Origin of the sequence: Sphingomonas endolithica, assembly GCF_025231525.1 — a bacterium.
Lineage (GTDB): Bacteria > Pseudomonadota > Alphaproteobacteria > Sphingomonadales > Sphingomonadaceae > Sphingomonas > Sphingomonas endolithica.
The window spans coordinates 847,447-862,259 of the sequence record NZ_CP103057.1 but is presented as its reverse complement, the minus strand read 5'-3'; the positions used below and the strand labels follow the sequence as shown (position 1 = coordinate 862,259).

Annotated in this window: 11 protein-coding genes; 5 read left to right on the top strand and 6 right to left on the bottom strand. The window is 65.5% G+C overall.

Going from position 1 to position 14,813, the window contains the following annotated elements; translation table 11 throughout:
* Positions 1-2: 2 nt before the first annotated feature.
* From NV382_RS04130 to NV382_RS04120, 3 genes are all read right to left on the bottom strand, one after another.
* On the bottom strand, positions 3-878 hold the full coding sequence (locus NV382_RS04130) for a hypothetical protein (protein WP_260599273.1): 876 nt from the start codon (positions 876-878) through the stop codon (positions 3-5).
* Positions 878-3,484: a TonB-dependent receptor gene (locus NV382_RS04125; RefSeq protein ID WP_260599272.1), complete on the bottom strand. Its 2,607-nt coding sequence runs from the start codon at positions 3,482-3,484 to the stop codon at positions 878-880. The genes NV382_RS04130 and NV382_RS04125 overlap by 1 nt, the downstream gene beginning before the upstream one ends.
* 84 nt (positions 3,485-3,568) lie before the next feature.
* Positions 3,569-5,086, bottom strand: coding sequence for an alkaline phosphatase D family protein (locus NV382_RS04120; RefSeq protein ID WP_260599271.1), 1,518 nt, complete (start codon positions 5,084-5,086; stop codon positions 3,569-3,571).
* 343 nt (positions 5,087-5,429) lie between these two features.
* Here NV382_RS04120 and NV382_RS04115 point away from each other — a divergent pair, with 343 nt between their 5' ends.
* Entirely contained in the window at positions 5,430-6,536 is a 1,107-nt protein-coding gene (locus NV382_RS04115) for an ROK family protein (RefSeq protein ID WP_260599270.1), read from the top strand.
* Here the strand turns inward: NV382_RS04115 and NV382_RS04110 are convergent.
* Positions 6,514-7,764: an MFS transporter gene (locus tag NV382_RS04110; protein WP_260599269.1), complete on the bottom strand. Its 1,251-nt coding sequence runs from the start codon at positions 7,762-7,764 to the stop codon at positions 6,514-6,516. The two genes, NV382_RS04115 and NV382_RS04110, sit on opposite strands and share 23 nt — an antisense overlap.
* 350 nt (positions 7,765-8,114) lie before the next feature.
* Between NV382_RS04110 and NV382_RS04105 the strand changes: the two genes are divergently transcribed.
* From NV382_RS04105 to NV382_RS04090, 4 genes are read left to right on the top strand one after another with little or no spacing between them, the layout of a single operon-like run.
* A complete protein-coding gene (locus NV382_RS04105) occupies positions 8,115-8,546 on the top strand; it encodes a MarR family winged helix-turn-helix transcriptional regulator (protein WP_260599268.1) in 432 nt (143 codons plus the stop codon).
* 51 nt (positions 8,547-8,597) lie between these two features.
* Positions 8,598-9,098: a 2Fe-2S iron-sulfur cluster-binding protein gene (locus NV382_RS04100; protein WP_260599267.1), complete on the top strand. Its 501-nt coding sequence runs from the start codon at positions 8,598-8,600 to the stop codon at positions 9,096-9,098.
* Complete coding sequence (locus tag NV382_RS04095; RefSeq protein ID WP_260599266.1) at positions 9,095-10,081, top strand: FAD binding domain-containing protein; 987 nt, start codon at positions 9,095-9,097, stop codon at positions 10,079-10,081. The genes NV382_RS04100 and NV382_RS04095 overlap by 4 nt, the downstream gene beginning before the upstream one ends.
* Positions 10,078-12,390, top strand: a complete 2,313-nt coding sequence (locus NV382_RS04090) for a xanthine dehydrogenase family protein molybdopterin-binding subunit (protein WP_260599265.1) — start codon at positions 10,078-10,080, stop codon at positions 12,388-12,390. The genes NV382_RS04095 and NV382_RS04090 overlap by 4 nt, the downstream gene beginning before the upstream one ends.
* Before the next feature lie 153 nt (positions 12,391-12,543).
* Here NV382_RS04090 and NV382_RS04085 read toward each other — a convergent pair whose 3' ends face one another.
* Positions 12,544-13,704, bottom strand: a complete 1,161-nt coding sequence (locus NV382_RS04085; RefSeq protein WP_260599264.1) for an MFS transporter — start codon at positions 13,702-13,704, stop codon at positions 12,544-12,546.
* A 13-nt stretch (positions 13,705-13,717) separates the two neighbouring features.
* A complete protein-coding gene (locus tag NV382_RS04080; protein WP_260599263.1) occupies positions 13,718-14,752 on the bottom strand; it encodes an aldo/keto reductase in 1,035 nt (344 codons plus the stop codon).
* Positions 14,753-14,813: the final 61 nt, after the last annotated feature.

The window sequence follows — 14,813 nt, the reverse complement described above, 5'->3', positions numbered from 1 at the left end:
TTTTACTCCGGCGGAGGAACGGCATCCGCCTGGGTTTCGCGGCCGGCTTTCAAGGCCAGCGACAGCGGTTCGATGCGGCTGGACACGACATTCTTGGTCTGGCGATCCAGCGACCACAGCATGCGCGACGACGATCGGTCCCAGGCGATCGCCTGCCCCCCGGTGGCCAAGGGGATCGTCGCGACATGTTCGAGGACGCTGCCGGCCTCGGGGAGGCGAAGCGCATAGAGTTCCGGCCGGTCGTGCCCCGTGACATAGAGCAGCCCGTCATCGCCCCATGAACCGCCCGAACAGCTCATCGGCGCGAAGCGGGACAAAACGCTGTCCGGCAAGTGCCACGATCCGGTGCTGCGAAATTGCGCATCGAAGCGCACCAGCAAGGTCCAGCGATGGTCGTGGCCGGGCTCTCCGCCATGATCCGAGGGATAATTGGCGTAGCCGGCGAACCAGGCTTTACCGCGCCGTTCGATCCAGGTGAGCGATCCGGGCATCGGCGGCAGGCTGACGCTTCGGACATGGCGCAATGTGGTTTTTTGAAAGAACTCGACGGCACTGGACATCGGCACCGCAGGATAGTTGGATGCAGCGCAGACCAACTTGGCGCCGTCGACCACACACGAGTTCATATGCGGGTAGAGCGCGCGCGGCCCTTCCCACTGCGCGACCCGCTTGCCGGTCTTCTTGTCGTATTTGCCGATGCGATTGTTGCTCATCGGATAGAAGAAGCGCGCATCGACCGCGACCCCTTGCTTGGCTTCCTCGGCCACGAAGCGCGATATGACACTTGCCGGGGCCAGCGTGGGGACGGGGGCAGCGTCTTGCGCGCTGCCGGCCGACGCCAGCAACGCGGAGACGATCAGGAAGGGAATGGCCCGCATCAGAACTTGACCGATACGCCACCATAGAAGGTGCGGCCATAGCGTTCGTTCTGGATCACCCAATCCTTGCGATCACCCTGATACTGGCGGGTGGGCGCATCGGTCAGGTTCTGTGCTTCGGCGAACACGGTCACATTGTCGAGCACTGCCACGCTTGCCTTGGCGTCGAGGCGTTTGAGATCGTCGTTCGATTGGTCTTGATAGTCGAGCGCACCGACCGCGAGCAACGCGTAGCCCGTATTGTGATAGGCGACTGATGCCTCGACGGGTCCGCGCTGGTAGAACAGTTCGGCGCCGTAGAGGTATTTGGACTGGCTCGGGAAGCTCGACGTGCGGCCGTTCGGCAACCGCAGCGTAGAGTCGGTGAGCGTCCCCGTCAGCTGTATGCCCAGGCCTGAGAGCGCGCCCGGCAGGAAGGTGAATTGCTGCTGGAACTGCGCTTCGATGCCGACGATGTCGCCCCTGTCGGCGTTGAACGGCTGCGCAATTGCCAGCGTGGTGTAGTTTACGCCGTTATACACCGTGTTGGTCAGCGTGGTAGTCTGGGTGAAGATGGGGTTGGCGATGCGCTTGGCGAACACGCCGACACTGAGCAGCCCGCCGCGCGCGAAATACCATTCGCCCGTGGCATCGAAATTGTCGGCACGATAAGGCTTGAGATCGGGGTTGCCGAGCGCGACAGTGCCGTTGCCGGTGTCGATCGAGCCGCCCGGCGAGAGATTGTTATATTCAGGCCGGCCGAGGCTGCGCGAATAGGACAGGCGGAAGATAGTCTCGTCGCTCGGCTTGATGCGCACGATCAGCGACGGCAGCCAATCGTTGTAATCGCTCGCGCGGCGCAACGGCACCGCCGTGGACACCCCGCTGCTGGTTTGCAATTGGTAGCCGGTGACGTTCAGCCTGGTATGTTCGAAGCGTAAGCCGGGGGTGACGGTGACCGCACCGAACGCCAGATTGGCCATGGCGTAGCCGGACGCGACCTTCTCCTTCAGCTGGAAATCGCTGATCGTGTCGTTGGTCAGCGACGTCGCACGGTTGAACACGAAGAGGTTGCCGTTGAGCTGCGCATCGGTGAACGCCTTGATCGCGGCCGGATCGATCAGCGGACTGTTGACATAGCCCTTGTCGGTATCGGTGTTGTCCGGGTGGACGGTGATCGCGCCGCCCTGCAGATTGTATTGACCGAGCGTGAAGCGCGTGGCGGCAGTGGTACCGCGATCATAGACCGGATTGCTCTGATCGAGGTCCCGGTCCGAGGTGCGATATTTCGCGCCGAGCTTGATGAAGCTCTCGCCGCCCAGATCGTAGGTCGCGTCGAGCTTGCCTTGCCAGATGTCCTCGACACCCCGCTGCGTCGAGAGATTGTACTGGCGGAATTGCAGCTGGTTGGCATTGCATTCGGTCACCGGTGCGGCGGTGTAGATCACATCGCTGAAGTCGAAATTGACCGGACCGGGATTGCAGCGGAACTGCCAAGTGCTGAACCGGTCGAGTACCTTGTTGCGGCTGCGCGATCCGGCATAGTCGAACTTGAGCCGATCGAATTCGGTCGATCCGCCGACCATCGCGGTGGCGATCGACTTCACCTTGTAATCGAGCCGCAGATCCTGCCGGCGTTCGGTGCCCGTGCCGGCCGCACCGGTTTGCGAGCTCGGTGTCCCCGGCGCGGTGCCGGTCAGCCCGTCGGCATTGAAGGTGAACGGCGTGCTGGTGAAATCGAGCCGGTAGCGGCCGCGAACCTCATCCTCGATGAACTTCGAATAGACGCCGCGAACGTACAGCGTCTGGTGATCGTTGGGGTGCCAATCGAGCGAGCCTGCCGCACCGATGCGCGTGCGGGTGAGGTTGTATTCGGTATATTTGATGTTGGTCGGCACGCCGCCGCGCGCCGCCCCGGCCAGAGGGCGCCAATCGTCGGGATAGAAGCCGTCGCTAGCGAAATCGCGCTTCGAATAGCTGCCGCCCAGCACGATGCCGAACTGCTCGTCGGCGCCGAAGCGCTTGGCGATGCTGGCGTCGCCCTGATACGGCACCTTCTTGTTGAGTTCCTGATAGCCGGCCTTGGCAGTGGCGGCGAGCGCGAACGGCTCCTTGAAGTCGAACGCGGTTTCGGTGACGAGGTTGATCGTGCCGCCGATGCCCTGGCCGTCCATGTCCGCCGTCTTGACCTTGGCGACCTCGACGCGGTTGACCAACTGGCCCGAGACGATGTCGAGCGGCAGGGCGCGGGTGTTGCCGTCCGGGTTGCCGATCTCGAGCCCGTTCAGCGTATAGCCGTTGAGCGTCGAGGGCACGCCGCGCACCGACACATAGCGGCCTTCGCCCTGATCATAGGTTACACCGATTCCGGGCAGATGCTCGATAACCTCGGCGACGTTGCGATCGGGCAGGCGGCCGATATCGTCGGCGGCGGCGACGTCGATCACGCCGATCGCCTCGCGCTTGGCGGCGAGCGCGCGCACCTGGCTGGCGCGCGTACCCGTCACGACGATTTCGGTTTCGGACGCCTCCTCGGCGGCCGGGGCGGTCTGCGCCTGGACGGCGGTGGCAGCGGCGAGCGCGAGCAACGATGCGCTGAATGAAACGACGGTCTGGAGGCGGCTCATGGTGTTTCCCTATGAGATGGTGGCGCCGTGTGCGGGCGCCCAGTTCGGTGGAGGGTGGAAGCGCCGGCCCGCTGCGACGGCTGACTAGCCGAGGCGGATGCCGGGGCGGCCTTGGTCGATCGTGAAGCGGGCGAGGTCACTGACGGTGGCGTTCGGATCGCGCACGTTGCTGACTCCGCGGAATGCCACTTCGCTGCGGTCGGGGAACAGGTCGGCGCGGGCATAGCCACGCACGCGATTTTCGGCGAAGCGGAAATTGGGATCGATCGCGGTCGCCTGGCGCAGCGTCGCGTCGTGATTGCCCGAGGTCATCGATCCGCCGACGAATTCCGAGGCGATGATCCGCTCGGGATAGTCAGGATCGACATGATCGCCGGCGACGAAGGCGTGGATGTCGCCGCTCAGCACCAGCGGATTGGGCGTTCGCGCGTCACGCCACTGGCGCAGCAGCCATTCGCGGGTCCCTGCATAGCCTTCCCAACTGTCACTATTGTAGACGCTGGGCGGCGCGTTCGGCGTGGCGGGATCGATGCGCGTGTATGGCATCATCAGCGTCTGCTGCGCGAGCAAGTTCCAACGCGCGCGCGTCGCTCTGAGCCGTTTCGCGAGCCATTGCTCCTGGGTCGTGCCGAGCAGCGAGCGGCGCGGATCGTGCCGTTCGGCGCAGTCGGGCGTCAGCCATACCGCGTCGAGACGCCGCTCGATCGAGCCATCGGGTTGGCATGGCGGCGGCGCGCGATACTGGCGGTCGTCGATCACCTGGAACTGCGCGAGTGCACCCCAATCTACCGTGCGATACAATTGCATCGCCGGCCCTACCGGCCGTTGCGCGGGCCGTAGCGGGGTATGTTCGTAGAATGCCTGGTAGGCCGCGGCACGGCGGCGCAGGAGCACGGCGGGGTCACCATTATGCTTGTCGAGATCATTGGCATAATTGTCGACCACCTCGTGATCGTCCCAGGTCGAGATCCACGGTGCGGCCTGGTGCGTGGCCTGCAGCAACGGATCCGACTTGTACGTTGCATAACGCGCGCGGTAGCCGTCGAGATCGACCGGCTCAGGCGTGGGATGGCGTCGCAGCAGGCTCGGCTCGGAGGCATTACCTTCATAGATATAGTCGCCGAGGAATACGACGAGATCGGGCGCGTCGGCCACGATATGGCGATGGCCGGCATAATAGCCGACCTCGTAATCCTGGCACGAGGCGAAGACGATGCGCAGCCGATCGACCATCGTGCCGGCCGCCGGCGCGGTGCGCGTGCGGCCGACCGGGCTGATTTCGCCGCCGACGAGGAATCGGTACCAATAGGGCCGATTTGGGCGCAGGCCGGCGACGACGACATGCACCGAATGGCCCCAGTGCGGTTCCGCCAACACAGTGCCGCTGCGTACCTTGGCGAATTTCTCGTCCTCTGAAACCTCCCACCGCACGGGGACAGCGTGTGGCGGCATGCCGCCGCCCGGTGTGAGCGGATCGGGCGCCAGACGGGTCCACAACACGAAGCCGTCAGCCGCGGGCTCGCCCGAGGCGATACCGAGCGTGAAGGGGGTGCGAGGCCCGATCGCGGCACGTGCCGCGCTTGCACCGAGGATCGCGGCCATGCTTCCGCCGATCGCCTGCCGTCTAGAAATGTCCATCACGATCTGGGCACGACGATCGAGCGGTTAGCGGCAGAAGACATGGTCGTTGTATCCCTGATGGCGAAAGGACGCAGGTTTTCGCCCGATGATCGGACGATCTCGGCCAGCTATTCTGCGATGCTCCTAAGAACCCCGGCTCTCGGCCGGTGAGTTTCTTTATATATCATGTTGTATGAAATAAATTTGACAGTCGGTAGATAAAAGCTTGCCGGGCATGTTGACCGGGCCTCGCGGGCAGCTATCGCTCGGGACTATGAGAAACGCTTTTGCCGGCGTCAGCGCGGCCCGTACCGTTGACGATGTGATGGCCAGCGTCACGCAGCGCGAGCGACTTATCCTGTCGGCAGTGCGTCAGGCCGGACCGATCTCGCGGTCGCGGCTGATCCGGGAAACCGGGCTGTCGGGTACGGCGATCTTCCGTGGCACCGAGGACCTTGCCGGCCGCGGGTTGATCGAGGTCGGCGGGCCGGTTGCCGAAGGACGGGGGCAGCCCAGCGCGGTGGTGCAGGTGCGCGCCAATGCCATGGCCTCGGCCGGTCTATCGGTAATGACCGACCGCGCCGAAGCGACCTTGGTCGATTTCACCGGCACGGTACGCGCAATGCGCGATCTGAGCATCCCCGGCATGGCGCGCGACGCGATCCTCGACAGCTTTGCCGACTTTATCGACGAGGAGATGGCCGTCGCTGGCATCGCACGCGATCGTCTGGTCGGGGTAGGGCTGGCAGTAGCCGGTTTCTTTGTCGAGCGGGCGACCGTCAATCCGGGACTGGAACTCGACGACTGGGCGTTGGTCGATCTCGAAAGTATCGCCGGCGAGAAGCTAAGTGCGCCGGTGATCGTCGAGAACCTGGCCAGCGCATCGGCGCTGGGCGAGCGGTTGCTCGGTGCGGGCGCGCGTTTTGCCAATTACGCCTATGTCGATATCGCCGCAGGATTCGGTGCCGGCATCGTCATCGATGGCGAGTTGGTGCGTGGCGGCCACGGCAATGCCGGGGAAGTAACCGGCTTGTTCAAGCTGGCCGGTCTACCGACGCCCAATCTAGCGAGCCTGCGCGAGACGCTGGCGGGGCATGGCGTCGATACTGACAGCATCGCCGACCTGATCTCGCGGTATGACGACCAATGGCGCGGCCTAGACGCCTGGATCGCGCAACATGCCGGCAGCTTCTCGTTATTGGCGGCGTCGCTGCATTACGTGCTCGATTGCGATGCGATCATCATCGGCGGGCGCACGCCGCGCGGGCTGGCGGAGCGCATCGTTGGCTCGATCCGCTGGCCGGAGGCAACCCGCCCGGCACGCCGCGGGCGATCTACTGCGCTGCCGGTGATCCTGGCCGCCGAACTGCCCGCGCAAGCGGCGACGATCGGTGCTGGCGTGCTGCCGCTCAGACGGAGCTACCTCTTCTAGGCACGGGCAGCCGCACCTCGAACAGTAGCAGGGCGGCGCCGAGCCCCATTGCCGCGATGACCGAGATCGACCAGAGGTTCGCGCCCGCCGCAACGGCGGCCCGGTAATCTACTCCCGTCAGTGCCGCGCCAAGCGCCACCGCAGACAGCGCTTGAGCGAACTTGCTGGTGCAGGTGAAGATGCCGAACCGCATCGCGGCACGCCCATCGCGTGCGCCGCGCGCCAGCAGCGCCCACAGCGCGAAGCTCGTGCCGCCTAGGGCCGCGCCGAACAATGCTGTGGCGAGTGCGATGCAAACACTTCCCGCCGACGCCGATGCGCCGAACAGCAGCGCCCCGCCGATCAGTGCTGCGCTCGCGATCCGCAGCGTCGACAAAACGCCACGGCGGCGGCACAGCATCGCCCATAGCGGCTGCCCGACCAGACCGCCGATCGCCATCGCGACGGGAACGAACACGCTTGTGCTGACGCCCTGGTCTACGCCCGGTCCGTAAGCGGCGATATAGGTCTGTGCTCGCAACACGAACGTCGAGGCGAAGGCAAAGACGCCCGAGGCGATCAACAGCCGGACAAAACTCGACACCGGCTCTGCCGTGACGGGAGCAAGCGACGCCTTTCGCACGCCTTTCCCATTCCTCCAGCATCTGCGAAAGGCGAAAGCCGTTACGATCGCCAACATGCCGATCGTGCTGCCCGCCAACGCGAAATAGAGCGCATCGGAGGACGAGCTTTCCCACAACAGGCTGCTGATCAGTGCCGCGGTGGCCACCTGTGCGGCATAGCCAGTCATCATCCGCGCCGTAATGAGTTGCTCCTGCTGCCCGGTATTCACCGGCAAATATGCGACCAGCGCATTCTGCGGAACGTCCATGGTCGCATAGGCGATCCGAAACGCAAACAAGCTGCACATGGCATAACCGAAGCGGACGGGTCCGCTAACCAGGCCCGTCGCGCAGAACGCGGCGAAGGCGATGCCGGCGCCGATTGCTCCCGCCAATTGCTGTCGGCTGGCCGATGCGCCATCCGTTATCCGTCCAGCGAGCGCAGTCCCGATCACCCCATCTGCCACCGCATTGATGATCGAGGACGTCGCCAGCAGCCAGCCCATGGCGCCAGGCGACTGCCCGCAGATCTCGGTGAGAAAGAATGCGAATGCGATGTTGCCGCCGTGCCACATCAGGCTCTTGCCGAAATGGGCGAAGAGATAAGATCGAGCGAGTCCCGTCACGGGAGGCCGCCTACTCGATCAGGGCGTTATTGGCCAAGTCTCGAAGGTAGCTGAGATACTGCCGTTACCCTCAGGGCTTGGCTCCCCCAACATGGTGACGTCGAGCATTTGCCACAAAGAAGTACGGAGGATGCGGCAGTTGCGCGTCGCTGAATGGACGTCTCAAACCAGGGAATTTGGCGCAGAATGTCCGGTCTTGGGGCCAGACTGACATTGCGCAGCGAACGACACGCCGTCGCCCGACGCGCTGGCCGTCGTAATGTTGCTTGTATGGAGACCTCGGGTGGCACCTGGATCGCGTCCCTAAAAGCGGCTGGCAAGAATGGGCTGCAACCGGGTATGCCATTTCAATGACGATGCCCACCGATGAAGAACTCGCAGCGCTGGGTGAGGCGTTCGACCTGTTCACGCGCCGCTACAAGCTGGCGGAGGCGCTCGGGCCGGAAAAGCCGCTCAACGAGCTGGACAAGCAATTGCTGTTCTATGTCGCCAAGCATCCCGGTTGCGGGCCAAGCGATGCAGCGCGCTTTATCGGCGTCGCGAACACGACGATATCGTCGGCGACCGATCGTCTCGCCAAGCGCGACCTGCTTGAGCGACATCGTCCGGAAGGTGATCGGCGCGCGGTCGCGTTGCGATTGACGGCGACCGGACAGCAGCGCGTGAGCACGATGGCGGCGATGTACGGCGAGCTACACCGGCGCATGCTGGAGCCCTTGGATCCAGCAGAGCGCCAGCAGCTTATCGCCATGATGGCCAAGATCATTTCCTACGATGCTTGAATAGTACGAAGTTCGTTGTAATATGCTCGCATGCAGTGTCGGGAGCGGATTATGGCAATCAGGATCAACGGAACCGACGTCGCACCGCCGGATGACGCGCGCGTGTCGCTCCTCGACCTGCTTCGCGACCGGCTGCACCTGACGGGCACCAAGGTCGGCTGCAATCAGGGCGCGTGCGGCGCGTGCACCGTTTTGCTCGACGGGGAGCGGGTCCTATCTTGCCTGACGCTCGCCGCACAGGTCGACGGCCGCGCAGTGACCACGATCGAGGGGCTCGGCGCCGACGCACTGAGCCCGCTTCAGGTGGCGTTTCTGGAGCATGACGGCCTGCAATGCGGCTATTGCACACCGGGCCAGATCTGTGCGGCATCGGCGATGCTGGACGAGATCGAGGCAGGCGTGCCGAGCTACATCACGCGCGATCTGTCGGGACCGGTCACCTTGTCGCGCGACGAGGTGCGCGAGCGGATGAGCGGCAATCTGTGTCGATGTGGTGCGCATAACGGTATCGTCGACGCGATCATGGCCGTCGCTGCGGAGCGTGCGGCATGACGCCGGTCTCCTATCACCGCGTCGGCAGCGCGGCAGATGCGGTCCGGCTCGGCGCACTGGATGGCCATCGGCTGCTTGGCGGCGGGACCAACCTGGTCGACCTGATGCGCAAGGGCGTCGAACAGCCGGCGGTGCTGGTGGATGTGTCCGGCCTGTCGTCGCTGATCGAGGAAGCGGCCGACGGCAGCCTTGTCATTGGTGCTGCGGCACGCAACGCCGCCGTCGCTGCGCACCCGTTGGTACGCACACGCTATCCGATGCTGGCGCGAGCAATACTCGGCGGCGCCTCGGCGCAGATCCGCAACATGGCGACGGTCGGTGGCAACCTGCTCCAGCGGACGCGATGCCTGTATTTCGCCGATGCGGCCGGATCGAAGTGCAACAAGCGCGTCCCCGGCAGCGGCTGCGACGCGCAAGGCGGGTTCACCCGCTACCATGCGATCCTGGGCGCATCGCCATCGTGCATCGCGACCCATCCCTCGGATATGGCGGTTGCGCTGGCGGCGCTGGATGCGCGGCTTCATCTGGCGAGCGCCGCTGGTGTGCGCATTCTGCCATTGCTCGATTTCCATCAACTGCCGGGCGATCGCCCTGACATCGAGACGATCCTGGCGCCGGGCGAGGTGATCGTTGCCATAGAATTGCCGCTCTCGGACGTTGCGGCGCGCTCTACGTACCGCAAGGTGCGCGACCGGGCGAGTTACGCCTTTGCCCTCGTATCGGTCGCGGCCGGGCTGGCGCTGGAGGGCGATCGGATCGTCAACGTGCGCATCGCGCTCGGCGGCGTTGCCGCCAAGCCGTGGCGGGCCTTGCGGGCGGAAGCGGTGCTGCGCGGCGGCCCGGCGAACGCCGAGGCGTTCGCGCGTGCGGCCGAGGCAGAGTTCGCCGACGCGGCACCGCTGCCGAGCAATGCCTTCAAGGTACCGTTGGCGACGCGAACGCTGGCGGCGGTGCTGACCGAACTGAGCGGAGAGCGCGCATGAGCCGGGTCCAGAACATCCTCGTCGGCTCGGTGCGCGGCGCGCTCAGCTGGGTGCCGGCGCAGTGGCTGCCCGGTGGCACCCCGGACCCGCTGATCGGGCGGCGCGGCGAGATCGGGCGGCAGGCGCCGCGCGTCGATGGCGAGATCAAGGTACAGGGGCTGGCGCGCTTCTCGGCCGAAGTCGCGATGGACGACCTCTGTTATACCGCACTGGTGCACGCCACGATCACGCGGGGCCGGATCAGGCATCTCGATACGGCGGCGGCGGAAGCGGCACCGGGCGTTCTGCTTGTCGTCACGCATCGCAACATGCCGCGGATCGCCAGCCCGGCGCTGATCTCGATGTCGGACCTGACCGCCATCGGTAACAGCAACCTGCCGATCCTGCAGGACGATCAGGTGCATTATAACGGTCAGATCGTCGCAGCGGTGGTCGCGGAGACGCAGGAGCAGGCCGATCATGCCGCGTCGCTGATCGCGATCGACTATGACGCGGCGCCGGCCGAGACGCGCTTCGAGGACGCCAAGGCGGACGCGCGCGTGATCCCGTCGCTGCTGATCGAGCGCAACCATGTGTCGCTCGGGCGCGCCGAGCGCGAACTGGCCCGCGGGCCGCACAAGGTCGATAACCTCTACCGCACGCCGTGGCAGAACCACAATGCGATCGAGCTGCACGCGCTGACGGTCGCTTGGGCCGACGACGACCTCACCGTCCACGACACCACGCAGATGATCGCGGCGGAGGCGGCGACCTTGGCCAAGCTGTTCGGGCTGAAGCGCGAGCAGGTCCGCATCCTCTCGCCGTTCGTCGGGGGCGGGTTCGGCGGGAAGGGGTTCTGGGATCATCAGGTCGTCGCCGTTGCCATCGCGCGGATGATCGGCCGGCCGCTAAGGCTCCAGCTCACCCGTGAAGGCGTCTACCGGATCATCGGCGGCCGCAGCCCGACCGAGCAGCGCGTCGCCATCGGCGCCGACGCCGACGGCCGTTTCACCGCGTTGCTGCACGACGGCTGGTCAGTGATGCCGCCCTATAGTGCGTCGCCGGAGGCCTATACGCTGGGCACGCGCGCCGCCTACCGCTCGAAGAGTTTCGAGATTCTGCAGCGGCACATCGATCTTGCCGTGGTGCCCAACACGTTCATGCGCGCCCCCGGCGAGGCGGTCGGCACCTTCGCGCTCGAAAGCGCGGTCGACGAACTGGCCCACGCGCTGGCGCTCGATCCGATCGAGCTGCGCCTCCGCAACCTGCCCGACAAACACCCGATCAGCGGTGCGCCCTTCTCGCAGCATGCGCCGGACAGATCGTGGCGCGACGGTGCCGCTCGTTTCGGCTGGGAACACCGCTCGCAAACGCCGGGCGGGCGGCGCGACGGTGAATGGCGGATCGGCATGGGCTGCGGCAGCGGTAGTTTTCCCTACATGCGGATGCCTGGCGCTGCCGTTCGCCTCACGGTTCGCCGCGACGGCACCGCCAGCCTCGCTTGCTCGGGTCAGGAGATGGGAATGGGCACCGCGACCGTGGTGGCGCAGCAGGTGGCCGACCGGCTCGGCCTGCCGCTTGCCGCCGTATCGATCGAGATCGGCGACTCGGCACTGCCAGCCGCGCCGATGGCAGGCGGATCGGGCCAGACCGTCTCGATTGCCGGCGCAATCCTCGCGGCGGCGGAGAAGCTTCCGACCGAGCTGTTGCGCCTGGCCGGCAACGACAGCCCGCTCGCCGGGCTGCGGGCGGGCGAAATCCGCTTGGGGCAGGAGGGGCTCGCCAGCGCCGCGGAGCCGAGCCGGCACGAGACCTTCGCCTCGATCCTGTCGCGCGCCAACCGCGACGAGGTCAGCGTTACCGCCTCGGGAACGGCGCCGCTCGAAGTGCTCAAGTTCGCGATGCACAGCACGGCGGCGATCTTCTGTGAGCTGCGCGTGAGCGACGTGACCGGCGAGGTCAGGGTCGATCGGCTGCTCGGTTCGTTCGATTGCGGCACGATCCTCAATCCGCGCACCGCCGCGAGCCAGTTCCGTGGCGGCATGATCATGGGACTCGGCCTCGCGCTGACCGAAGAAACGCTGTTCGACGAGCGCACCGGCCGGATCATGAACCCGACGCTCGCCGATTATCATGTTCCCTCGCACATGGATGTGCCGGAGATCGACGTGATCTGGACCGGCATCCCTGACCCACGCTCGCCGTTGGGCGCGCGCGGGATCGGCGAGATCGGCATTACGGGCGTGGGAGCTGCAGTGGCGAACGCGGTGTTCAACGCGACCGGTAAGCGCGTGCGTGACCTTCCGATCACGCTCGACAAGCTGCTCTAAAGCTATCGCATCCAAGACCAAGTCGGGAAAAAAGGTTGAATGATTGTCGGACGCCGGGTGCTGCCAGCGAAGGCGCGGTGCTCAGTCCGGGCGGGCTTGTTGCCCGCCCGGACTATGGAGACCGCTTCCCCACAAACGCATGAAGCATGTCGGCTATGCTGGTACCGGCGTCGCGGAGCGTCGGCTGACGAGGACGATCGCGGCCAGCCCCAGCGCAGACGTCGCCGCTCCCGCGAAGGCGACAGCCGGGTAGCCCAGCCCGTCGGCGATGACGGCGCCACCCAATGCCGCGCCGATGGCGTTGCCAAGGTTGAACGCGCCAATATTCACGGCGGACGCCAGGTTCGGCGCGTCTGCGGCAGCAGTCATGACGCGGACCTGGAGCGGTGGCACCAAGGCGAAGCTGGCCACACCCCATAGGAATACCAAAACCGCGGTCGGCGCGGCGTGACCCATCAGCAATGCGAAGGCAACCAGGATCGCCGACAGCGATGCAAGCGTCACGATCAAGGTGCGATCGACCGAGCGATCGGCAAACTTGCCGCCGATCCAGTTGCCGGCGGTCAGGCCAAGGCCATAAAGGACCAGCATCGCGGTGATGAAGCCGAGCGAGGCATGGGTCGTCTCGCGCAGGATCGGCGTGATGTAGGTGAAGACAGTGAACATCGCGCTCGACCCCAGCACGGTGAGCGCCAGCGCGCCGAGCACCTTGCCACGCGTCAGCACGCGCAGCTCCGCCATCGCATTGCCATCGGTGGGGGCCGGCAGCGGGGGCAGCGTCAGCCGGAGCGCGATCATCGTCACCACGCCGAGCCCGGCAATTCCCCAGAACGACACGCGCCAGCCGAGATGCTCGCCAGCCCAGGTCGCCAGCGGCACGCCGACGACATTGGCGATCGTCAGCCCCATGAACATCGCGGCGACCGCGCTGGCGCGGCGCTGCGGCGGCACCAGGCTGGCAGCGACGATCGATCCCACGCCGAAAAAGGCGCCATGGTTGAAGGAGGTGAGGATGCGGGCCGCCATCAGCATGGCATAGCTGTGCGAAACTGCGGCAAGCAGATTGCCGATCGTGAAGATGCCGGCGAGCCCGATCAGCAGCAAGCGCCGCGGCACCCGGCCAGTGGTCAGCGTCATCAGCGGCGCGCCCATCATCACCCCGAGCGCATAGGCGCTGATGAGCAGGCCTGCCGCAGGGATCGACACGCCGAGATCCGTAGCGATCACCGGTAACAGCCCCATCGGCGCGAATTCGGTGACGCCGATGCCGAACGCGCCGACGGAGAGGGCGAACAGCCCCAGATTAAGCTTCATGACCTTCGTCTCCTCAAACCAGCGCCGGATCGAGGCGGGCGAAGCCTTCCTGCTGGCGGTAGGGGGTATGCGGATAGGGTGGCAATACCGCGCTTGCGGCATCGAGCGCCGCGATCTGCTCTGCCGTCAGCGACCAGCCGACGGCGCCGAGGTTCTGGCGCAATTGCTCTTCGTTGCGTGCGCCGATGATGACCGAGGAGACGGTCGGCCGTCGCAACAACCAGTTGATGGCGATTTGTGGCACGGTCTTGCCCGTCTCAGTTGCCACCGCTTCGAGCGCGTCGATCACGCGGTAGAGTGACTCTTCCTCGACCGGCGGGGCAAACTGTTCGGTGTCGTGCAGGCGGCTGCCGGACGGGATCGGGCGATCGCGACCGATCTTGCCGGTCAGCCGTCCCCAACCGAGCGGACTCCAGACGAGCGCGCCGATGACCTGATCGGCGCCGAGCGGCATCAGATCGGCCTCATAGGCACGGCTGATCAGCGAGTAATACACCTGGTGCGCGACGAGCCGTGGCCAACCATGGCGGTCGGCGATCGCCTGCGCCTTCATCAGTTGCCAGCCCGGATAGTTGGACACCCCGGCATAGCGAACCTTGCCAGCGGCGATCAGCCGGTCGAGCGTGCCCATCAGCTCTTCGGGCGGGGTATGCGAATCCAGCGCGTGGAGTTGCAGCAGGTCGATATAATCGGTGCCGAGCCGCGCCAGCGCATCGTCCACCGAATGCAATAGCCGGGCACGGGATGTGCCCCAATCTTGCGGGCCGTCGCCCATCGGCAACCCCGTCTTGGTCGAGATCAGCACAGCGTCGCGTCGGCCCCGGACCGCTTCGCCCAGGATCTTCTCGGACGCGCCGCCGGAATAGACATCTGCTGTATCGAACAGCGTCACCCCGGCATCGAGGCAGATATCGATCAGCCGCCGCGCTTCGGCTGCATCGCTTCGCCCCCAAGCGCTGAACAACGGTCCCTGGCCGCCGAAGGTGCCGGTGCCGAAGCTGAGTGCAGGCACCCGCAGGCCTGAGGATCCAAGTTGGCGATAATCCATGGTCGATCGTCCTTTGCTATTCTTGCGCATAGATGGACGGTAGAACCGATGTAGATTAGCC